Annotated in this window: 21 protein-coding genes; 20 read left to right on the top strand and 1 reads right to left on the bottom strand. The window is 63.4% G+C overall.

Annotation, left to right across the window (positions count from 1 at the left end; translation table 11 throughout):
• Positions 1 to 41: 41 nt before the first annotated feature.
• Positions 42 to 1,169 (bottom strand): HupA family protein, encoded by a 1,128-nt coding sequence (locus ACI3GR_RS05575; protein WP_407493090.1) that lies wholly within the window; start codon positions 1,167 to 1,169, stop codon positions 42 to 44.
• A gap of 285 nt (positions 1,170 to 1,454) precedes the next feature.
• Here ACI3GR_RS05575 and ACI3GR_RS05570 point away from each other — a divergent pair, with 285 nt between their 5' ends.
• From ACI3GR_RS05570 to hypE, 20 genes are all read left to right on the top strand, one after another.
• Positions 1,455 to 2,813: a sensor histidine kinase gene (locus ACI3GR_RS05570; protein WP_407493089.1), complete on the top strand. Its 1,359-nt coding sequence runs from the start codon at positions 1,455 to 1,457 to the stop codon at positions 2,811 to 2,813.
• Complete coding sequence (locus ACI3GR_RS05565) at positions 2,810 to 3,808, top strand: NADH-quinone oxidoreductase subunit B family protein (protein ID WP_407493088.1); 999 nt, start codon at positions 2,810 to 2,812, stop codon at positions 3,806 to 3,808. Before ACI3GR_RS05570 ends, ACI3GR_RS05565 begins: the two co-directional genes overlap by 4 nt.
• Entirely contained in the window at positions 3,805 to 5,235 is a 1,431-nt protein-coding gene (locus ACI3GR_RS05560; RefSeq protein ID WP_407493087.1) for a nickel-dependent hydrogenase large subunit, read from the top strand. The genes ACI3GR_RS05565 and ACI3GR_RS05560 overlap by 4 nt, the downstream gene beginning before the upstream one ends.
• A gap of 113 nt (positions 5,236 to 5,348) precedes the next feature.
• Complete coding sequence (hypF, locus tag ACI3GR_RS05555; protein WP_407493086.1) at positions 5,349 to 7,589, top strand: carbamoyltransferase HypF; 2,241 nt, start codon at positions 5,349 to 5,351, stop codon at positions 7,587 to 7,589.
• Positions 7,590 to 7,803: 214 nt separating this feature from the next.
• Positions 7,804 to 8,898 (top strand): hydrogenase small subunit, encoded by a 1,095-nt coding sequence (locus ACI3GR_RS05550; RefSeq protein WP_407493085.1) that lies wholly within the window; start codon positions 7,804 to 7,806, stop codon positions 8,896 to 8,898.
• Between the two features lie 3 nt (positions 8,899 to 8,901).
• Entirely contained in the window at positions 8,902 to 10,695 is a 1,794-nt protein-coding gene (locus tag ACI3GR_RS05545; RefSeq protein WP_407493084.1) for a nickel-dependent hydrogenase large subunit, read from the top strand.
• Positions 10,696 to 10,709: 14 nt separating this feature from the next.
• Positions 10,710 to 10,877 carry a hypothetical protein gene (locus tag ACI3GR_RS05540; protein ID WP_407493083.1) on the top strand — a complete coding sequence of 56 codons (168 nt, stop codon included), beginning with the start codon at positions 10,710 to 10,712 and terminating at the stop codon, positions 10,875 to 10,877.
• The gene (cybH, locus tag ACI3GR_RS05535) at positions 10,874 to 11,614 is read left to right on the top strand and encodes a Ni/Fe-hydrogenase, b-type cytochrome subunit (protein WP_407493082.1); all 741 of its coding nucleotides are present in this window, start codon (positions 10,874 to 10,876) and stop codon (positions 11,612 to 11,614) included. The genes ACI3GR_RS05540 and cybH overlap by 4 nt, the downstream gene beginning before the upstream one ends.
• Positions 11,615 to 11,958: 344 nt before the next feature.
• Positions 11,959 to 12,570 carry a HyaD/HybD family hydrogenase maturation endopeptidase gene (locus ACI3GR_RS05530; protein WP_407493081.1) on the top strand — a complete coding sequence of 204 codons (612 nt, stop codon included), beginning with the start codon at positions 11,959 to 11,961 and terminating at the stop codon, positions 12,568 to 12,570.
• Complete coding sequence (locus tag ACI3GR_RS05525; protein ID WP_407493080.1) at positions 12,570 to 12,890, top strand: HypC/HybG/HupF family hydrogenase formation chaperone; 321 nt, start codon at positions 12,570 to 12,572, stop codon at positions 12,888 to 12,890. Before ACI3GR_RS05530 ends, ACI3GR_RS05525 begins: the two co-directional genes overlap by 1 nt.
• A 9-nt stretch (positions 12,891 to 12,899) precedes the next feature.
• Positions 12,900 to 13,283: a thioredoxin domain-containing protein gene (locus tag ACI3GR_RS05520; protein ID WP_407493079.1), complete on the top strand. Its 384-nt coding sequence runs from the start codon at positions 12,900 to 12,902 to the stop codon at positions 13,281 to 13,283.
• 11 nt (positions 13,284 to 13,294) lie between these two features.
• Entirely contained in the window at positions 13,295 to 14,110 is an 816-nt protein-coding gene (locus tag ACI3GR_RS05515) for a hydrogenase expression/formation protein (protein ID WP_407493078.1), read from the top strand.
• Positions 14,107 to 14,949, top strand: coding sequence for a [NiFe]-hydrogenase assembly chaperone HybE (hybE, locus tag ACI3GR_RS05510; protein WP_407493077.1), 843 nt, complete (start codon positions 14,107 to 14,109; stop codon positions 14,947 to 14,949). The genes ACI3GR_RS05515 and hybE overlap by 4 nt, the downstream gene beginning before the upstream one ends.
• Positions 14,946 to 15,875, top strand: coding sequence for a hydrogenase expression/formation protein HupK (locus ACI3GR_RS05505; RefSeq protein WP_407493076.1), 930 nt, complete (start codon positions 14,946 to 14,948; stop codon positions 15,873 to 15,875). Before hybE ends, ACI3GR_RS05505 begins: the two co-directional genes overlap by 4 nt.
• Positions 15,868 to 16,209, top strand: a complete 342-nt coding sequence (gene hypA / locus ACI3GR_RS05500) for a hydrogenase maturation nickel metallochaperone HypA (protein WP_407493075.1) — start codon at positions 15,868 to 15,870, stop codon at positions 16,207 to 16,209. The genes ACI3GR_RS05505 and hypA overlap by 8 nt, the downstream gene beginning before the upstream one ends.
• On the top strand, positions 16,209 to 17,120 hold the full coding sequence (gene hypB / locus ACI3GR_RS05495; RefSeq protein ID WP_407493074.1) for a hydrogenase nickel incorporation protein HypB: 912 nt from the start codon (positions 16,209 to 16,211) through the stop codon (positions 17,118 to 17,120). Before hypA ends, hypB begins: the two co-directional genes overlap by 1 nt.
• Positions 17,120 to 18,592: a sigma-54-dependent transcriptional regulator gene (locus tag ACI3GR_RS05490; RefSeq protein WP_407493073.1), complete on the top strand. Its 1,473-nt coding sequence runs from the start codon at positions 17,120 to 17,122 to the stop codon at positions 18,590 to 18,592. Before hypB ends, ACI3GR_RS05490 begins: the two co-directional genes overlap by 1 nt.
• A gap of 3 nt (positions 18,593 to 18,595) precedes the next feature.
• Positions 18,596 to 18,886 (top strand): HypC/HybG/HupF family hydrogenase formation chaperone, encoded by a 291-nt coding sequence (gene hypC, locus ACI3GR_RS05485; protein WP_407493072.1) that lies wholly within the window; start codon positions 18,596 to 18,598, stop codon positions 18,884 to 18,886.
• Positions 18,883 to 20,031 carry a hydrogenase formation protein HypD gene (gene hypD / locus ACI3GR_RS05480; protein WP_407493071.1) on the top strand — a complete coding sequence of 383 codons (1,149 nt, stop codon included), beginning with the start codon at positions 18,883 to 18,885 and terminating at the stop codon, positions 20,029 to 20,031. The genes hypC and hypD overlap by 4 nt, the downstream gene beginning before the upstream one ends.
• Positions 20,032 to 20,289: 258 nt before the next feature.
• Positions 20,290 to 21,336, top strand: a complete 1,047-nt coding sequence (hypE, locus tag ACI3GR_RS05475) for a hydrogenase expression/formation protein HypE (RefSeq protein WP_407493070.1) — start codon at positions 20,290 to 20,292, stop codon at positions 21,334 to 21,336.
• The last annotated feature ends 40 nt before the right edge of the window (positions 21,337 to 21,376 follow it).

Raw genomic sequence — 21,376 nt, 5'->3', positions numbered from 1 at the left:
CCCGCAACGCCCCCGAAAGGCTCGGGGAACGAGGTATTGGATCATGGCTGCTTGTCACCGACAAAGACGGCGGTGGTGGCCGACTGAACGCCCCCGATGGTGCCGGTGATCAGCGCCGTGCCAGCAGCCGCTTCGCCGTTCGATCCCATGAAGTTGCCGTTGAACGACGAAGACCCGCCAGAATAGACGTTGGTCGATCCGTTCACCATCCGGGCCGTGCCGCCGTCAAAGGCGTTGCCGTTGATGGTCGCGTTCTCCAGCACGATATTGGTGGTCGTGCCCACGCCAGCGACACCGCTGTTGTTGCCCACGCCGGTCAAGGTGCCGTTCACTTTGCCCGTGTCGAAATTGGCGGTCAGGCTGACGTCGGCGGTGATACGTGCATCGAAATCCTGATCGTTCGGCGGTGTGTTCGAGGTGCCGCGCACGGTGTTGACGGTCGCGCCATTCGTCCGGGCGTAGGTTGCAGTGCCAGTCGCCTGAACCGCCGCGGCAGGGGTGAATGTGCCACCATAGAATACACCTGTGGACGATCGTGCCGTGTTGGCGTTTACCGTCCCTGCCCCCAACTGAACCATGAAAAAGTCGTCGGTCCCGTCGTTGTCCAGATCGTCCGCATCCAGCGAGAACGAGTCGCCCGCCGTCGCCACAGCGCCCGCCGATTGGAAGAAGGCCACGCCTAGGCCACTGGTCCCGGCGGCGTTCGTTATGTTGGGGCCGCCGGATACATTCAGCGATCCGGTGCCGTTAGCCTGAAACGGCCGCGCGGACGTTGGAAGCCTGTCCAAAGTGACGTTCTGCAGATCCAGTGTTGCCGTGGTCTGCGTTTCCGTCTGGTTGGCCCCGGTGTTGTGCCAGAAATAGGTCGGGCCTTCGTACGTATTGATCGTCGTGCCCGGGAAGGGCGTGATCGAGGTCATGATCGGCTTGTCGTTCTGAATCATCACCCCGCGCATAGGTGCCTGCCCCGTAAACCCGGTCCCAGCGGTCGAACCAGAGCCGCTGACGGTTCCGCTGGCCGACCCGCTGCCGGATCCGCCCGTCGATCCCCCTGTGGACCCGCCCGTGCTTCCGCCCGTGCCGGCGCCAAGGCCCGCGCCTCCACCCGTCGAGACACAGCCAGACAGTCCGACCGCGCAGGTCAGGATAAAAGGTGCAACAACCTTCATGTTCGAATTTCCCCCGAAAAGAGGCCCAGAGAATACGGCGGGCCTTGGATAAAGATGGCGGGACAGTCGGGAAATCGGACGCGCGCAACCATCCCCTGTTCAGGGGGGCGTTGGTTATACTGGGATATCTGATTGACCTTTGGGCGGGACGCACAGGGCGTCTCGTCCCTGCAGCCAGGGCCCGGCCCGCACGAAAAATTGTTCGTTGCGTCAAAGACCTATCCGCCGTCTATTGGTAATTCCCTGCATATCCGCTTAAATCGCGGCGAAGGGACCGGAGGCATCGTGGCATCAGAATCAGGGCAGAGCGGGAACGAATTCACGGATGGCGCATGGGCAGATGTGCTAGCCGCCGTGGACCGGACCTATGCCGATCTGGTGACGCATCAGCAGCAGCTTGAGGATCAAAGCGAACGCCTGCACGAGTTGCAGCGCTTTATCGGATCGGTGCTGGGATCGGTCAACGACGTCATGGCCATCGTCGACCGCGCCGGAAAGATCGAAGAGGTCAGCGCATCACTGGCCCGCGCCACGAAACGCGGGGCGGATGCACTAATCGGCACTGATCTGCACGACGTCTTCGTGCCCGAAGGCGCGCAGGCGCTGGACGGGGCGATCGCCTACCTGCGCCTGTCGATGGATGCCACACGGTTCGAGGCGGACATTCAGACCGCCGATGGCCCTGCGCCTTTCGACATCACCCTATCGGCCCGCGTGAACGACAGCGGACGCCTGATCGGTGCGGTGCTGGTCGGTCGGCCTCTGGGAGAGTTGCGGCAGGCTTATTCAGAGCTGGAGCGGTCCCACCAACAACTGCAATCGGCGCAGACCCAATTGGTGCGCAACGAAAAGCTCGCGTCCTTGGGTCGCCTGTTGGCGGGCGTGGCGCACGAGCTGAATAATCCGATCAGCTTCGTCTATGCCAACACCCACGCGCTGGAGAAATACGTATCGCGGTTCGAGACCTATTTCGAACGCGTGCAGGCCGGGGCGGATCGCGACGAACTGGTCGCCCTGCGCGCCGATCTAAAGCTGGAGCGGAACCTGAAAAACCTGCGCGAGGCGATCCGCGGGGCCAGCGATGGCGCCGAACGAGTGCGGGACATCGTGGCCGACCTGCGTCGCCTGTCCGCCGATGGCACCAGCGCCCGCGGCCCTCTGGATCTGGTCGAGATCGCCCGCGTCGCCGCACATTGGGTCGAACGCGGCACCAAGGCGCAGTTGAAAGCGCAGTACACCGGGCTGGATAGGCTGATCGTTCAAGGCACCGCCGGGCATATCCAGCAGATCGTGATGAACCTTGTGCAAAACGCCATGGACGCCGTGCGCGACCTGCCCGAAGGCCAGGTGACGCTGGATTTCGCAGTTCAGGACGGTCAGGCCGTTCTGTCGGTGCGCGACAATGGTGCGGGCGTGGCGCCGGAACATCGCGATGCAATCTTCGATCCGTTCTTCACCACAAAACCCGTGGGCCAAGGCACCGGGCTTGGTCTGTCGATCAGCCATAAGATCGCCGAAGAGCACGGGGGCAGCCTGTCCCTTGGTCCCGGTCCGGGCGGCGATTTCCGCCTGACCCTGCCGCTTGCCGACACGGACGCCCCGGCACAGCCCCTGCCCCACGGCGAAAAGGAGATCCCGCGATGAACATGCTTTGGCTGCAATCTGCGGGCTGCGGCGGTTGCACGATGTCGCTGCTTTGCGCCGAGGATCCCAATGTCTTTGACCTGTTGTCGGATGCGGGCATCAAGGTGCTGTGGCATCCGTCGATCTCGATCGAGACTGGGGCCGAGGCGCGCCGCCTTCTGGACCGGATCGAGGCCGGAGAGATCAGTTTGGATGTGCTGTGTGTCGAAGGGTCGATCGTCACGGGGCCGAAGAACACTGGCCGCTATCACATGCTGGCCGGCACGGGTCGGTCGATGCTGGACTGGGTGCGCAGCCTTGCGCCACTCGCGCGCGACGTTGTGGCCGTGGGCACCTGCGCGGCCTATGGCGGCGTCACGGCGGCGGGCGGCAACCCGGCGGGGGCTGTGGGTCTGGCGTTCGACGGCAAGCTGCCGGGCGGGGCATTGGACGCAGATTTCCGCGCCCGCTCGGGCCGGCCCGTGATCAACGTGGCGGGCTGTCCGACCCATCCAGACTGGGTGACAGAGACGCTCTTGCTGCTGGCCGACGGGCGGCTGGATGCCGAGGATCTGGATGCGCTAGGCCGGCCCCGGTTCTATGCCGACCATCTGGTGCATCACGCCTGCCCCAAGAACGAATATTATGAATACAAAGCTTCGGCCCGGGAACTGTCGGAACTGGGCTGCATGATGGAGCATCTGGGATGCGTCGGCACGCAAGCGCATGGCGATTGCAACATCCGGCCTTGGAATGGCGGCGGATCGTGTACGCGCGGCGGCTATCCCTGCATCAACTGCACCGCGCCCGAGTTCGAAGAACCCCACCACCCCTTTACTGAAACGCCGAATATCGCGGGCATTCCCATCGGGCTGCCCTCGGACATGCCGAAGGCGTGGTTCATGGCGCTGGCGTCCCTGTCCAAGGCAGCAACGCCCAAGCGGATTGAGGCGAACGCTCATTCCGACCGGATCGAAGTGCCGCCGGGCCAAGGCAAGGCAGGGAAAGCGAAATGAGCGACCGTCAGCTATTGGTCGGGCCGTTTAACCGGGTCGAGGGCGATCTGGAGATCCGGCTGGACATTCGTGATGGCCATGTGGCGGCCGCTTATGCCAATTCGCCCCTGTTCCGCGGGTTCGAAATGATGTTGCTGGGCAAGGACCCACGTGACGCGCTGACCCTGACGCCGCGGATCTGTGGCATCTGTTCGGTCAGCCAATCGGCGGCGGCGGCCTTTGCGCTGGCGGATGCGGGCGGGCATTCGATGGCGCCTCAGGGGGCCTTGGCGGCGGCGATCCTGCATGGGGTGGAAAACCTTGCCGACCATGTGACGCATTTCAACCTGTTCTTCATGCCCGACTTTGCCCGCCCCGCCTATGCGGGCCGCGCGTGGCATGACCGCGTGGTGCAGCGGTTCACCGCGATGGAAGGCAGTGCCGCGCGGCAGGTGGCCGAGGCGCGGGCGCGGCTGATGCATATCTCGGGCCTGCTGGGGGGGAAGTGGCCGCATACGCTGGCCATTCAACCGGGCGGCGTGACCAAGACGCCCGACGCGCGGGACCGCATTCGGATCATCGCCACATTGCGCGCGTTCCGGCGGTATCTGGAGGGCGCGTTGTTCGACGGGCCGTTAGAGGCGTTTCTGGAGTTGCAGAGCGTTGATGCGCTGAACGAGTGGAGCCGCGGGGACGCGGGCCTGTTCCTGAGCGTGTCGCGCGATCTTGGGCTGGACCGGATCGGACGTGGGCCTTTGCGCTATCTGTCTGCCGGGGCCTACCCGATGAACGGCGCGCGGGCGATGGCGGCCGGCGTTTGGCATAATGGCACGGTCACACCCTTCGATCCTTCGCAGGTTGTTGAGGATCTAAGCCACGCATGGATGCTGGGCCCTGACGCCCATCCTGACGCGGGCCAGACGGTGCCGGACGAGGATATGACCGACCCCGCCTATTCCTGGTGCAAGGCCCCGCGTCTGGGGGGCGAGGTGGTCGAGGTCGGCGCTTTTGCCCGGCAGGTGGTGGACGGGCATCCCCTTGCCTTGGCCCTGGCGTCGGAAGGCAGCGTGCGCGCCCGGATCGTCGGGCGGCTGCTGGAGATCGCGAAAACACAGGTCTTGCTGGAGACATGGGCCGAGGCGCTGGACCCGTCAGAGCGGTTCATGCAGGCCGTGGGATCGGTGAAATCGGGCCGTGGCGTCGGGTTGGTCGAAGCAGCGCGTGGCACGTTGGGCCATTGGGTGCGGATCGAGGGCGGCAAGATCGCGGGCTACCAGATCATCGCGCCGACGACTTGGAATTTCTCGCCTCGCGACGGATCGGGCGTGGCTGGCCCGGTCGAGGCCGCGTTGATCGGGGCCGAGGTTGGAGAGGCGGAGGATACGCCGCTGAGCGTGCAGCATATCGTGCGGTCGTTTGATCCCTGTATGGTGTGCACGGTGCATTAGCGCCGCGCCTTTGGTGTGCGTCGATTGGGGGCTGTCTGCCCCCAAACCACATTCTTAAGTTGGGGGCTGTCTGCCCCCAAACCCCCGAGGAATATTTACAGGACCAAAGAAGCATGCAGGTCGGGCAAAGGATCAGGGTTCGGGGGCGTGTTCAGGGCGTCGGCTTCAGGCCCTTTGTCTGGCAGTTGGCGGCACGGTTTGGCGTTGCGGGCTGGGTTTTGAACGACGCCGAAGGGGTGTTGATCGAAGCGGCGGGCGAAGGGTTGGAGGGCTTTGTTGTCGCCCTGCGGACCGAGGCGCCACCTTTGGCGCAGGTGGACGCGGTCGAGGTCGAGGCCTGTGAGGTTGACGCGGTCGAGGGGTTCATCATCCGTGCCTCGGGCGATGCGGGGGCCGAGACGCAGGTGACGCCGGATGCGGCGGTCTGTGCCGACTGCGTGGCCGAGGTCGAGGGTGATGGGCGGCGCGCGGGATATGCCTTTACCAATTGCACCAACTGCGGGCCGCGTTTCACCATTGTGACCGGCCTGCCCTATGACCGGGCGCAAACGACGATGGCGGCGTTCGATCTGTGTGAGGCCTGTCGGGCAGAGTATCAGGACCCTGCGGATCGTCGATTTCACGCGCAGCCGGTCGCCTGCCCGACCTGTGGTCCGCGTGTCTGGATCGAAGGTGTCGAGGGCGATGATCCGATTGCAGCGGCGGTCGGGGTGCTGACCTCGGGAGGTGTTTTGGCGATCAAGGGCTTGGGCGGGTTCCATCTGGCCTGCGATGCAACGGATGCGGCGGCGGTAAAGGTATTGCGGGAGCGGAAGCGGAGGCCTGCGAAACCTTTTGCCTTGATGGCCCCGTTGGATGTGGTCCGGAGGCATGCCGATCTGAATGAGTCTGAGGAAGCGTTGTTGCGCCATTCGGCAGCCCCTGTGGTGGTGATCGCCAAGGGGGGCGAGGCCTTGCCAGAGGTGGTCGCGCCGGGTCAGGCCTCGCTTGGCTGGATGCTGCCCTACACGCCTTTGCACCATCTGATCTGTCGCGCCGTGGGGCGACCTTTGGTCATGACCTCGGGCAATCAGTCGGGCGAGCCGCAGGTGATCGGGAATGACGAGGCGCATGAAAAGCTGGGCGCTTTTGTCGACGCCTTCCTGATGCATGACCGCGATATCGCCCGGCGGCTGGACGACAGTGTGGAACGCGCTGATCCGCCGATGGTGTTGCGCCGGGCGCGGGGGCGCGTGCCCTCTACCCTGCCCTTGCCGGATGGTTTTCCGGATCGGCAGGTGGTGGCCTATGGCGGGCAGATGAAGGCGGCGATCTGTCTGGTGAAGAACGGTCAGGCTCTGTTGGGCCATCATCTGGGAGAGTTGGACGAGGCGCTGACGTGGGACGCGTTTCTGGCCGCCGATCGGGATTATGCGGAGTTGTTCGATCACGCGCCCGAGGCGGTCGCGGTTGATCTGCACGACGGCTACCGCGCCACCCAGCATGGTCAGGCGCGCGCCGGGGCCGAAGGGCTGCGGCTGGTCGGGGTGCAGCATCACCACGCGCATATGGCCGCGTGTATGGCCGAGAATGGTTGGCCATTGGACGGTGGCAAGGTCGCGGGGATCGTGTTGGACGGCACGGGGCTTGGCACGGATCGCACGCTGTGGGGCGGAGAGGTGCTGCTGGGGGATTACCGCGGGTTCGAGCGGCGGTTCTGGCTGAAACCTGCGCCGCTGGTTGGCGGTGATATGGCCGCGCGGGAACCGTGGCGGAACGCGCTGGTGCGGCTGGATCAGGCGGGCCTGTCGGATTGGGCGGACGCGTTGTTCCCCCACAAACCCCGCGACATGCTGCGCAAGGCGGCGGATAGCGGGATGAACGCGCCGATGTCGTCATCCGTCGGGCGGCTGTTCGATGCGGTGGCGGCTTGCGTGGGGATTTGCCCGGACCGCCAAAGCTTTGAGGGTGAGGCGGCGATGCGGTTGGAAGCGCTGGCGCGCTACGACCCGCGCCTTGGGTTTTATCCCTCGCAAGGTGCAGAGCAGGAAATCGATCCGCAGATCATCTTTGAGTACATGCGCGGAGAGATCGCCAAGGGATCGCCGCCCGACCATGTGTCCAGCCGGTTCCACACTGGGCTGGCCTTTGCCTTTGCCACCCGCACCGTGATGTCGCTGGTCAAAACAGGTAAGGCGCAGGCGATTGCCCTGACCGGGGGCTGTTTCCAAAACGCCCACCTGCTGGCCGAGTTTCAGCGCCTGCTGGCGGGCTGCGGTGTGCCGGTTCTGACACATCGCACAACGCCCGCGAATGATGGTGGGCTGGCCCTTGGCCAAGCGGCGATCGCGCTGGCGGCACTGGAAAGCGACTGACCGGCGAACTGGTTGGACGCTTACGCCCTTTCCGTTTGCAGATGCGGAAAACAGGGGTGTGAATTGGGTTAACTGACTGACTTGCCTAGAATAACTTAAACTATGGGCAAAATGTGACAATTCGCTCTGCATACGTCTGTATGCGCGCGATCCTGCAATCTCTGGCAGCTCCCCTTTTCCGGGGCAGCACCCAACTGGATTGGAGGAGACCATCTTGTCCCAGATCGAGACCTTCTACGACGTGATGCGTCGGCAGGGGATCACCCGCCGTAGCTTCATGAAGTATTGTTCGCTGACCGCATCCGCGCTTGGCCTTGGCCCGGCCTTCGTGCCGAAAATCGCCCATGCGATGGAAACCAAGCCGCGCACGCCCGTGATCTGGGTGCATGGTCTTGAATGTACCTGCTGTTCGGAATCGTTCATCCGCTCGGCCCACCCGCTGGCCAAAGACGTGGTCCTGTCGATGATTTCGCTCGACTACGACGACACGCTGATGGCCGCCGCAGGGCACGCCGCCGAAGAGGCTTTCGAAGACACCATCCAGAAATACAAGGGCAACTACATCCTTGCGGTGGAAGGCAACCCGCCGCTGAATGAGGACGGGATGTTCTGCATCACCGGCGGCAAACCCTTTGTCGAAAAGCTGAAACATGCCGCCAAGGACGCGAAGGCGATCATCAGCTGGGGGGCCTGCGCGTCCTACGGCTGTGTGCAAGCGGCCAAGCCGAACCCGACGCAGGCGACGCCCGTGCACAAGGTCATAACCGACAAGCCGATCATCAAGGTGCCGGGCTGCCCACCCATCGCCGAGGTCATGACTGGGGTCATCACCTATATGCTGACCTTCGACCGTATGCCCGAGCTTGACCGTCAGGGTCGCCCGGCGATGTTCTATGGCCAGCGTATCCACGACAAATGCTACCGCCGTCCCCATTTCGACGCCGGTCAGTTCGTCGAAGAATGGGACGACGAAAACGCGCGCAAGGGCTACTGCCTGTACAAGATGGGCTGTAAGGGCCCGACGACCTACAACGCCTGTTCCACCGTACGCTGGAACGACGGTGTGTCCTTCCCCATCCAATCGGGCCACGGCTGTATCGGCTGTTCCGAGGATGGCTTCTGGGATCAGGGGTCGTTCTACAACCGCGTCACCAACCTGACCCAGTTCGGGGTCGAGGCGAATGCCGACACCGTCGGTCTGGCCGCAGCCGGTGTCGTGGGCACGGGGATCGCCGCCCATGCCGCTGTCAGCGCGCTGAAATCCGCACAACGCAAAACGCAGGACACGCCGTCCAAAGAGGAGGCCTAATTCATGGTCGTACAAACTCCTAACGGGTTCGATCTGGACAATTCCGGCCGCCGGATCGTCGTCGACCCCGTCACCCGTATCGAAGGCCACATGCGCTGCGAAGTGAACGTGGACGACGAAGGTGTCATCCGTAACGCCGTGTCCACCGGCACGATGTGGCGCGGTCTTGAAGTCATCCTGAAGGGCCGTGACCCGCGTGATGCATGGGCGTTCACCGAACGGATCTGTGGCGTCTGCACCGGCACGCACGCCCTGACCTCGGTCCGGGCAGTGGAAGATGCGTTGGGGATCACCATCCCGGACAACGCGAACTCCATCCGGAACATCATGCAGCTGAACCTCGAAATCCACGACCACGTCGTGCATTTCTATCACCTGCACGCGCTGGACTGGGTCAACCCGATCAACGCGCTGAAGGCCGACCCCAAGGCAACGTCCGAGTTGCAGCAGTCGGTCAGCCCGTCGCACCCGCTGTCGTCGCCCGGCTATTTCCGTGACGTTCAGAACCGTCTGAAAAAGTTCGTGGAATCCGGTCAGCTGGGTCTGTTCAAGAACGGCTATTGGGACAACCCCGCCTATCTTCTGCCGCCCGAAGCGGACCTGATGGCGACGACCCACTATCTGGAAGCGCTCGACCTGCAGAAAGAGATCGTCAAGGTTCACACCATCTTTGGTGGTAAGAACCCGCACCCGAACTGGCTGGTCGGTGGGGTCCCCTGCCCGATCAACGTCCATTCGACCGGGGCTGTCGGCGCGATCAACATGGAGCGTCTGAACCTTGTGTCCTCGATCATCGACAAGTGTGACGAGTTCAACAAGAACGTCTATATCCCGGACGTGAAGGCGATCGGCGGGTTCTACAAGAACTGGCTTTATGGTGGCGGTCTGTCGTCCAAGGCCTGCTTGGCCTATGGCGATATTCCGGAAAACCCCAACGACTTCTCGCCTGAACAGCTACACCTGCCCCGCGGCGCAATCATCGACGGCAACCTCAACGAGGTGCACGAAGTCGATGTGCGCGATCCGGAACAGGTTCAGGAGTTCGTCGATCATTCGTGGTACGACTACGGCGAGCCGGGCAAAGGTCTGCACCCCTGGGACGGCGTCACCGATCCCAAGTTCGAACTGGGCCCGAACGCCAAGGGCACCAAGACGAACATCAAGGAACTGGACGAAGCAGCCAAGTATTCCTGGATCAAAGCGCCGCGCTGGCGGGGTAACGCGATGGAGGTTGGTCCTCTGGCGCGCTACATCGTGGGCTACGCGCAGGGTCACGAAGACATCAAGAACCAGGTCGATGGCCTGCTGCGGGACATGAACCTGCCGGTGACGGCGCTGTTCTCGACCCTTGGCCGGACGGCTGCCCGGGCGCTTGAATCCGAATACTGCGGACGTCTGCAGAAGCACTTCTTCGACAAGCTGGTCACCAACATCAAGAACGGTGACGAAACCACGGCGAACGTCGAAAAGTGGGATCCCTCGACCTGGCCGAAAGAAGCCAAGGGCGTTGGCATGACCGAAGCGCCGCGCGGTGCCTTGGGTCACTGGATCAAGATCAAAGACGGCCGGATCGAGAACTACCAGTGCGTGGTTCCCACCACATGGAACGGGTCGCCCCGTGACACGGCGGGCAACATCGGGGCCTTTGAGGCGTCGCTGATGAACACGCCGATGGAACGTCCGGACGAGCCGGTCGAAATCCTGCGCACGCTGCACAGCTTCGATCCGTGTCTGGCCTGTTCGACCCACGTCATGTCGCCGGACGGCGAGGAACTGACCGAAGTCAAGGTCCGCTGAGGGAGGAGAGACCCATGAAACGCATTGCAATCGCATCCCTGTCGATCACCCCGGGCGCCGCATTGGCGCACGGGATCCACGCCCCGGTGCCTGACCACACGGTTGCGCATCTGGGTCCGATCGTCGGGCTGGCGGTCATCCTGATCGCCGCAGCCGTCGCATGGCGGGGCGTGCGGGGATGAGCGATCAGTCCTTCACCCACCTGACGGGCGACGCGACGGATGCCGACCGTCGCACCGTCACCCGGCGCACCAGCGTCTATGTCTACGAGGCGCCCGTGCGCCTGTGGCACTGGATCAACGCCTTGGCGATCATCACCCTGATCGTCACGGGCTGGTTCATCGGATCGCCTCCCCCGTCGATGCAGATCGACGAGGCCACGTTTCAGTTCGTCTTTGGTTACATCCGCTTTGCACACTTCGCGGCGGGCATGATCATGACCGTGGGCTTCTTCGGCCGCATCTACTGGGCTTTCGTGGGCAATTCCCACGCCCGGCAGATGTTCTACGTGCCGGTTCACAAGAAGTCGTGGTGGAAAGAAGTCATCCACGAAATCAAGTGGTACGCCTTCCTTGAGAAGACGCCCAAGAAGTACGTGGGTCACAACCCGCTGGCTCAGGTCGCCATGTTCTTTTTCATGACGATCGGCATGGTCTTTATGATCGTTACAGGCCTGACGCTATATGCCGAAGGTACCGGGGCCGGGTCGTTCTTTGACGTGATCTTTGGGCCGCTGCGTGACTGGATTGGCAACAGCCAGATCATCCACACGCTGCACCACATGGGCATGTATTTCATCCTGATCTTCATGATGATCCACATCTATGCCGCGATCCGCGAAGACATCATGTCGCGCCAGTCGATGGTCTCGACCATGATCTCGGGCCACCGGACCTTCAAGGACGACGATCTGGAGTGATTTAAGCACCTATCACTTTGCTAAGGGCGGCCTTCGGGTCGCCCTTTTTCTTGGCGTTAGCAAAGGGCCAAGTGGTTAGAGGAGTGACTCGTTTGCACCTTGGGTGGTTGATCCGGTGTGTGGCATGTGAAAACTTACTTTCCATATTTAATTAAGGGTGGCATCAAGGCGACCACCTAAAGTCACAAACCAAACTCACAATTAATCGATTTATATAGCAATATCATTGCCTTATCGAAAATTCGCATACGATGGTATCCCGCCATCCACCCCACCCCGGAACCCGCTAATCTGGCAACCACCCCGCCGGGAAGAGGAGCCCGGCCAGGCAACAGGAGGACCAGATGGGCGGGAAAGCTCTTATCCTTGGTATTGGTAACGTGCTCTGGGCCGACGAAGGCTTTGGCGTGCGCTGTGTCGAAGAAATGGCGCGGACGCTGGCCTATGGGCCAGAGGTGCAAATCCTAGATGGCGGGACGCAGGGGCTATATCTGCTGCCCTTCTTGGAAGAGGCCAACATGATGGTCGTCTTCGACGCCGTCGATTACGGGCTGGAGCCCGGCACGATGAAAATCGTCGAAGGCGATGATGTGCCCGCCTTCATGGGCGCGAAGAAAATGTCGCTGCACCAGACCGGGTTTCAGGACGTCATCGCGACCGCCCAGTTGATGGGCCACTGCCCCGAAGAGATTATGCTGGTCGGCGTGCAGCCGGTCGAGTTGGAAGATTACGGCGGGGGCCTGCGCGACAAGACGGCGGCGCAGATCGCGCCCGTCATTCAGGTCGCCCGCGACTGGCTGGCCGCCCGTGGCATTCACGCAACCGAAGGCCAGACCCCGACCAACGATTTGGCCGACGTGTCCCTGATGCGCGAAAATTACGAAGGCAACCGCCCCAGCGAAGAAGACGCCTGTCGCACCGGCGACGACCGCTTCTTCCCGACCGAGGTCGCCTGATGTGCGTCGGTGTGCCCATGAAGGTTCTGTCGACCGATGGCATCGCGGCACTGGCCACAGACGGCACCCGTGAAGAGCTGATCGACCTGTCGCTGGTCGGTGACGTTGCGCCGGGCACGTGGATCCTGACCTTTCTGGGCGCCGCCCGCGAAGTCATCACGGAAACCGACGCCCACCTGATCACCGAAGCGCTGAACAGCCTGCGCGACATCATGGCTGGCGGCGACGGCGGCGATGCTTTCGCTGACATCGAGGCCCGCGGGCCTCAGCTTCCCCCTCACCTCGCCGCGGCCCAAGCCGCTGGCAAAACCACCGCTTAAGGAGCCGACATGACCCACCCTCTTGTCGATCGTCTTACCACGGAATTCGGCTGGCCCCGCATCGACGATGCCGTCAGCTTTGACGACTGGATCAACCGCCCCGGCGTGCATGTGGCCTTTGTGCCCGGAGACGCCAAGCGCAACCTTGAGACGCCCGACGTGGCCGTTGTGCTGCCGGAATTGCAAATGGCATTTCAGCGCGCGTTTGACTGCTGCGTCGTGGGCGATGCCATTGAATCGGCCGTGCGCGAAGCGTCGAGCGTTCTGAAGACCCCATCGCTGGTCTTTTTCCGCGATGGCGAATGCCTTGGCGGGATCGCCAAGGTGCGTGACTGGGATGATTACATGGCCCGCATTCCGCGCTTTCTGGCGCAACCCGCGGCTGCTGAATAACGGAGGATACGATGCAGAACTTTCACATGCCCCCCACCGGTTACGGCCCCGGATCCCAGACCAGCGAAGATGGGCAAGAGCTGGAATACATGCAGATGCCCGAGGATATGCGCACCTACACGACGCATATCCCCATGGCGGAAAATGTACCGGCCGAGGCACTGGACTTTCTGACCCAGCTTGCTGATGCCTGTGACCGCGTCGCCGCCGGTGGCCCTGTTGAACGGTTTGATCTGAAACCCCTGCCGGATGAGGCGCGCGCCGTTGTCGCCGAAAGCCTTGGCGAAGGCGAAGTGGCTATGAAGATCCGCGGCATTCCCGCCGTGCGCGTGCAGGAATCCGTCTTCGCAGGTGTCTGGACGCTGTCCGGTGCCGGGGTCGAGGCCGTCGAAGTGGGTCAGGTGCCCGCCGATGCCATCGCCCGCGCGTTCGAGCCATACAAACCCGCCACCAGCGACAAGCCCGGACCGGGCGTGGTGAACGCGCCGGCCCTGCTGAACGAGCTGGCCGACAAATCCGCGCAAGAGGGCGCCGATCTGCACGTCATCAACCTGACGCTGCTGCCGCATACCGAAGAGGATCTGGCGTGGCTGGCGAACCGTCTGGGCGAAGGCTCTGTCGATATTCTGTCGCGTGGCTATGGCAACTGCCGCGTCACCGCGACCTGCCTGCCGCGCACGTGGCACGTGCAGTTCTTCAACTCGACCGATCAGCTCATCCTCGACACCTACGAGGTCACCAAGATGCCCGAGGTCGCCATCGCGGCGCACGAAGACCTGACCGACAGCGGCGACCGCATCCGCGAAGTGATCGAGGCCATCCGATGAGCGTCGCAACCTTCGAAGGGTCCTACCTTGGTGCGCAGGACAAGATCAGCCCGCTGGCGATCATGGAGTGCAAGGTCTGCTGGACACCCTACGACCCGGCCGAAGGCGACGACATTCGCCAGATCGACCCCGGTACGCCCTTTACTGCCCTGCCCGACGACTGGACCTGCCCGACCTGTTCGGCCCCGGCGGAACAGTTCATGGTGCTGGAAGACCCCGGTGCCGAGGCCATGCAGGAAGCCAAGCGGGTCGAGGCCGTCACTGCCAAGCTGGTGGACGAGTTCAACGAGATCTGGCATTCGAAAATGCGTGACGTGCCCTTGGTGAACAAGGCGCTGCGCATCGAAGCGATCGGGTTTCAGGCGTGGAATGGCCAGATCCTCGGCGTGCTTGTCTCGCCTTGGTTCATGAACCTGATCCTGTTGCCCGATGGCGAAGAATGGGATCTGGTCACCGGTGCCAAGGAACACATCGCGTTCCCGTCGGGCGAGTATGAGTTCATCCACAACACGCGCGACACGATCGGCGGCTACAAGGCCTGTTCGCTTTTCTCGCCGATGCATGACTTTACCCGTCAGAAGGACGCGACCGATGTGGCGCGTGCCGTGATGGGCGCGCTGTTTGACGAAGCGAACAAGGCCGAAACCGACCGCGCCGCCGACATCCGTCAGGCCCGTGAGGCAGAGCTGGCCGCGCAAGAGGCCGCAGAGGCCGACGCCGCCAAGGCAGACGAAGACGACGTGCCGGTGCTGGACGCCAAACCCACGCGCCGCGCCTTCCTGACCGCGGGCATGGCCGATGCCCCTGTGACCGAAACCCCGTTGGACGCCGCCGAATGACACTGACCGCCACCCCATCCGCCGCCCTGCGCGCGACCAAAGCCCCGGCCCTGCCGGTGGCCCGTCTGGTCGTGGGCAAGCCCGTGGACGAGGTGGCGGCGCTGTTGCCCCGGCTGTTTTCGCTGTGCCGCGCGGCGCAGAAGGCGGCCGTGGATGGCGCCTTGGGTCGCACGGTTGATAGCGATGGGATCGGGCAGGAAATCCTGCGCGACCACCTTTTGAAGCTTTGCGTCACATGGCCCAACCTGCTGGGCCTTGGCGCACGTCCTTTGCCGATTGCGGCACAGGACTGGAACACCGCCGCCCAACCTCAACTCCCTGTCGGACGGGCGTCGGGTCAGGGCGTGGCAGAGGCATTGTTCGGCCCTAGACGAACCGCCCCCGCCACGCCCGCAGATTTCACCGCATTCATGAATTCAGACATCGGGGCCGCGCCGGTTCTGTCGCGCATCGCCCAGTGTTTCGCCCCGCATGAGGCTTGCGCGAATGCGCTGCCCGCCGTCACCATGGCGACGATCTGGGCGGATACCCCGTCGGAGAACTCAACCGCATCCCGTCACATCGACCACCCGGTCATGCGGATGATCGAAGCGCGGCACGGGCGCGGGCCACTGTGGCGCGCGGTGGCGCGGCTGTACGATGTGGACATGGTCATCCACGGCACCCTACCCGAATGCGATCTTGGCACACCCGGTCAGGCGATGGTGCCCGCGACGCGCGGCGTTTATGCTGTGCGCCTCGAAACCGATGGCGATACCGTGACCCACCTGACCCGCGTCACCCCGACCGACAGCCTTTTGGCACGCGATGGCATTCTGGACCGCAGCATTGCGTCCCTGCCTGCGACCAAGGCCGGGCTGGCGCCTTTGATGATGGATATTCTCGACCCCTGTTCGCCCGTGCGGCTGGAGGCCTACAATGCATGAGATGTCCCTGTGCGAAGGCATCCGCCGCGTGGTGGATCAGGCCTCGGCCGCCGATGACATCAGCCGCGTGACCCGCGTCCGGGTCGAGATCGGCAAATTCGCGGGCGTCGAGAAAAAGGCCCTGAGTTTCGCCTGGGACATCGTCATGCGCGGGTCCAAGGCCGAAGGGGCCGAGCTGGAGATGATCGACCTGCCGGGGCGCGCGCTGTGCTACGACTGCGTCGAAGAGGTCGAGATCGAAGAACGCCTGTCCCCCTGCCCCAAGTGCGGCGGTGGCAAGCTGCTGCCTCAGGGCGGCGACGAAATGCAGATCAAGGATATGGAGGTGGTCTGATGTGTACCGTTTGCGGATGCGGAGATGGACAGGTGGTAATTGAGGGCGGGGGTCACAGCCATGACCATGGGCACTCCCATGACCACCATCATCATGACCACGATCACGATCACGGGCACGGGCACGCCTGTGGCCACGACCATAGCCACGACCACCCAGATCATTCCCACGCCCCCCATCACGGGCAGGACATCCATTTCGGCCAAGGCCCCGCTGGCACCGAAGTGCCGGGGATGAGCCAGGAACGCCTGATCGAGATTGAAACCGGCATTCTGTCTCAGAACGACCGCTACGCTCAGATCAACCGGGATCGGCTGGCGGGCATGGGGGCTTACGCTGTAAACCTCGTGTCCTCTCCGGGCTCGGGCAAGACGACCCTGCTGTGTGCCACCATCCGCGCGATGCAAGGCCCGGTGGCCGTGATCGAGGGCGACCAGCAGACCACAAATGATGCGGACCGTATCCGCGAAACCGGGGCGCCGGCCATTCAGGTCAACACCGGCAAGGGCTGCCATCTGGATGGCCACATGGTCGGTCACGCGCTGGACCATCTGAACCTTGGCGACGAAACAACCGTGTTTATCGAAAACGTCGGCAACCTTGTCTGCCCCGCCGCCTTTGATCTGGGCGAAGACTGCAAGGTCGCGATCCTGTCGGTGACCGAGGGCGAAGATAAACCTCTGAAATACCCCGATATGTTCACCGCCTCGCGCCTTGCGATCCTGAACAAGGTCGATCTGGCCCCCTATTGCGACGTCGACCTTGATCTGTATGAGGCGAACCTAAAACGCGTTAACCCCGGCATCGAGGTCATCCGCGTTTCGGCCCGCAAGGGCGAAGGTCTCGACCAGTGGATCGGCTGGCTGCAGACGCAGGCGCAGGCCAAGCGCATGACGAAGGCCGCGGAATAATGGCCCAGTCACTTCCCACCATCCTCGTCGTCGATGACGAGCCGCATTCCGTCGCCGCGATGCGCATGGCGCTAGAGGACGATTTCCACGTTCTCGAAGCCAATGACGCGGCGCAGGCGTGGCGGATGATGGAAGAGCACTGGGTGCAGGTCGTCATCTCGGACCAGCGGATGCCGGGCAAGACAGGCATCGAACTGCTGACCGAAGTGCGCGACCGCTGGCCCGATACGGTGCGGATCATCGTGACGGGCTACACCGAAAGCGGCGATATGATTCAGGCCATCAACGAGGCCGGGATCTATCAGTTCATCACCAAACCATGGCACCCCGATCAACTGCTGATGGCCGTCAAGAATGCCGCGCGCCTTTTTGATCTGGCCCGTGACCATGAACGCATGTCGCTGGAAATGCGCTACCTTGGCACTGCAGCCTCGGCCCGGACCGAAGAACGCCGCCGCGTTCTGCAGGCGGGGCTGGGCTTTGACAAGGTGCTGCGCGGGGCCAATTCGTCGCTGAATGCGACGATTGCACAGGCCCGCCATTTCGCCAGCTTTGACGTGCCTGTTCTTATCACGGGCGAACCGGGGACCGGCAAAACCGATCTGGCGCGGGCGATCCACTATGGATCACTTCGGGCGGATCGGGCGTTTTACGAAATCAACTGCGCGGGCCTCGGGGACGAGGCGCTGGCGGCCGAGCTGTTCGGTGCCAAGCGCGGCGCCCTACCGGGCCTGGCGCAATCGCGCACCGGCCTGCTGCAAAAGGCCGACCGGGGCACGATCTTTCTGAACGGGATCGACAGCCTGTCGCCCACGATGCAGATGGCCGTGCTGCGGGTCGTGACCGAAGGCGCGTTCCAGCCCTTTGGCGCGCATGAGGTCATGACCACCAACACCCGGATCATCGCGGGCGCGCATCGTGATCTGCGGGGCCGCGTGGCGGACGGACGGTTCCGCACCGACCTCTATTACGCGCTGCAGGTGACCGAACTGACCATGCCGCCCCTGCGCAATCGCGGCACCGACATTGCCTTGCTAGCCGAGACCTATCTGTCCGAAGCCGCCAAGGAACACGCCAAGGTCGCCCGCGGCATCGCGCCCGACGCCATCGCCTTTCTGGAATCCTATGACTGGCCCGGCAACCTGCCCGAATTGCGCAACGAAATCACCCGTATGCTGATCTTGGCGCAGGACGTGACACTGGGGGCCGACGTGATTTCCCGCCACATCCTGCAAGCCCGCGACCCGCAGGGCGAAAGCAACGGATATGTGCCTGATTTCAGCCAGTTGGAAGGCACCCTTAAAGAGCGTGTCGAGATCATGGAGATGCGGATACTGGGCGAAACGCTCACCCGGTTGAAGTGGAACAAATCCCGCGCGGCGGCCGAACTTGGCCTGTCCCGCGTAGGGCTGCGGGCCAAGCTGGACCGCTATGGCATCGAACCCGCCGCATCCATCGCAGAGGAGGATTAACCCATGTGCCTAGGCATTCCCGGCCAGATCACGGCCATCACGGATGAGGCCCGCCAGATGGGCATGGCCGAGGTATCCGGCGTGAAGCGCGAGGTCTCGCTGGCCCCCGTCGCCGACCGCCCCTTGGCGCAGTTGGTGGGCGAATGGGTGTTGATCCATGTCGGTTTCGCCATGGCGGTGATCGACGAACAGGAAGCCGCCGACACGCTAGAGGCGCTGCGCGATCTGGGGGAAGCCCAGGAAGCGCTGGAAGCCATGGCAGAGGGCGCGAAAGCCTTGGAGGGGGCGCAATGAGATACGTTGAGGAATTCCGCGACCCCAAGGCCGCCAAGGGCGTGCTGGCGGCGATTGCCCGCGTGGCGGATGAGATTGGCGCAACGGCCGATAGCCCCGTGCGCGTGATGGAGATTTGTGGCGGACACACCCATGCGATCTTTCGCTATGGGCTCGACAAGCTGGTGCACGAGGGGATCGAGTTTATCCACGGCCCCGGCTGCCCGGTCTGCGTGCTGCCCATGGCCCGCGTCGATGAATGCGTTGAGATTGCCGAACGCGAGGGCGTGATCTTTACTACCTTTGGCGATGCGATGCGCGTTCCCGGGACCAAGGGGTCGCTGTTGCAGGCCAAGTCGCGCGGCGCGGATGTACGCACGGTCTATTCGCCCTTGGACGCGTTGGAACTCGCCCGCCGGAACCCGGAGCGCGAGGTCGTGTTCTTTGGCCTTGGGTTCGAAACCACGACGCCGTCGACCGCGCTGACAATCCAACAGGCAGCGCGCGATGGGGTCACGAACTTCAGCGTCTTTTGCAACCACATCACCGTGCCACCGCCGCTGAAGGCGCTGCTGGATGATCCGCATATGCTGCTGGACGGATTTGTCGGCCCCGGCCATGTGTCCATGGTGATCGGCACGCATCCTTATGATTTCATTGCCGAAGATTACGGCAAGCCCTTGGTCGTCGCCGGGTTCGAACCTTTGGACCTGCTGCAATCGGTGCTGATGGTGCTGGAACAGATCCGCGATGGTCGGGCCGTGATCGAAAACCAGTATGGTCGCGTGGTGCCGGAGCACGGCAACCCGGTGTCTCTGGCTGCGATTGCGGATGTTTATGAGCCGCGCCCCAGTTTCGAATGGCGCGGTCTGGGTGAGATTGATGCCAGCGGGTTGCGCATCCGCGACGCCTATCTGGCGTGGGATGCCGAGACAAAGTTCGGCATCGGTTATGCCGCCGACGGGGGCCGTGCGCCTGTGCCAGAGCCTGAGGGCTGCGCCTGCGGGTCAGTCATGACAGGCCGGATGAAGCCGACGCAATGCCCCCAGTTCGGGCTGGGCTGTACGCCAGACACGCCCTTGGGCGCGCTGATGGTCAGTTCCGAAGGCGCCTGCGCGGCCTACTGGACCTACGGCGGCGCGCGCCGGGTCGAGGCGGCAGAGTAATTTGGCTGGCTGCGGGGGATATCATGTCTCTGGCCCTGTCTCGGGGCGACCAACCCCGGGACGCGCCCCGTCGCCCCGGAAGGGGATTGCGCAGCAATCGCCCGAGAGGGGGCCTCCCCCCGGGAGGGCGCACAGGCGATGCCGTTAACCGCTCAGCCGACCCATAATGCTTTTGAGATAAAGCGATGACCACATGCGAAGCGATGCGCCCACCCAGGGTCGGGCGCGTCCCTAAACGCCAAAAGAAACGGTGACACCATGAACGCCCCCAGCCCAAAACCGTCCCGCCTGCGTGACACTCGCGTGACCCTTGCCCATGGCGGCGGTGGGCGCGCGATGCGTGACCTGATCGAAGAGGTGTTCACGGATGTCTTCGCCCCGCCGGGTCACGAAGATCAGGCGCGTCTGATGACGGATGCGCTGCAAGAACCCGGCGCGCAGCTGGCGTTTACGACGGACAGCTTCGTCGTGACCCCGGTCGAGTTTCCGGGCGGTGACATCGGCACGCTGGCCATCTGCGGCACGGTCAACGATCTGGCCGTCGGCGGGGCCAAGCCGCTGTGGCTCTCGGCCAGTTTCATCATCGAAGAAGGCACCGAGATTGCGCTGCTGCGCCGCATCGTGGCCTCGATGCAGCGCGAAGCCGAGGCGGCGGGCGTGAGGATTGTGACCGGCGACACCAAAGTCGTGGGCAAAGGATCCTGCGATCAGGTGTTCATCACCACGGCGGGCGTCGGTGTCATTGCGCCCGGCACCGATTTAAAGGCCGAAAACATCCGCCCCGGTGACGTGGCCATCGTGAACGGCGTGCTGGGCGATCACGGCGCAACGATCTTGGCCGCGCGGGGTGATCTGGCCCTGTCCGCGCCTTTGGAGTCCGATTGCCAGCCGCTGAACCACCTGATGGACGCGGTGATCAAAGCCGCGCCGTCGACACGTGCCGCACGGGACGCCACACGCGGGGGCCTCGCGTCTTCGCTGAACGAAATGGCCGAAGCTGCGGGCGTGACGGTAGAGCTGGACGAAACCCTGTTGCCGCTGCGGGATGAGGTGAAGGGGATGTGCGAAATCCTTGGCCTCGATCCCCTGTATTTGGCGAACGAGGGCACTCTGGTCCTGTTCGTGGCCGAAAGCGAAGCCGAGGCCGCACTGGCCGCCATGCGCGCCCTGCCCTCGGGGCGCGAGGCAAGGATCATCGGCAAAGCGGTGGACAAGGGCCGCGTTCCGGTTGTGCTGCGGTCGGCCTTTGGCGGTCAACGCATCGTCGATATGCTGGTGGGCGAACAGCTGCCGCGTATCTGCTAAGCTGCCGTATCAAATCCACCTGTCCCAATCGCGCCGATTG

The organism is Pseudooceanicola aestuariicola (genome assembly GCF_045763785.1).
Lineage (GTDB): Bacteria > Pseudomonadota > Alphaproteobacteria > Rhodobacterales > Rhodobacteraceae > Pseudooceanicola.
The sequence above is the reverse complement of the archived record's forward strand: the minus strand, read 5'-3'. Positions and strand labels throughout refer to the sequence as shown.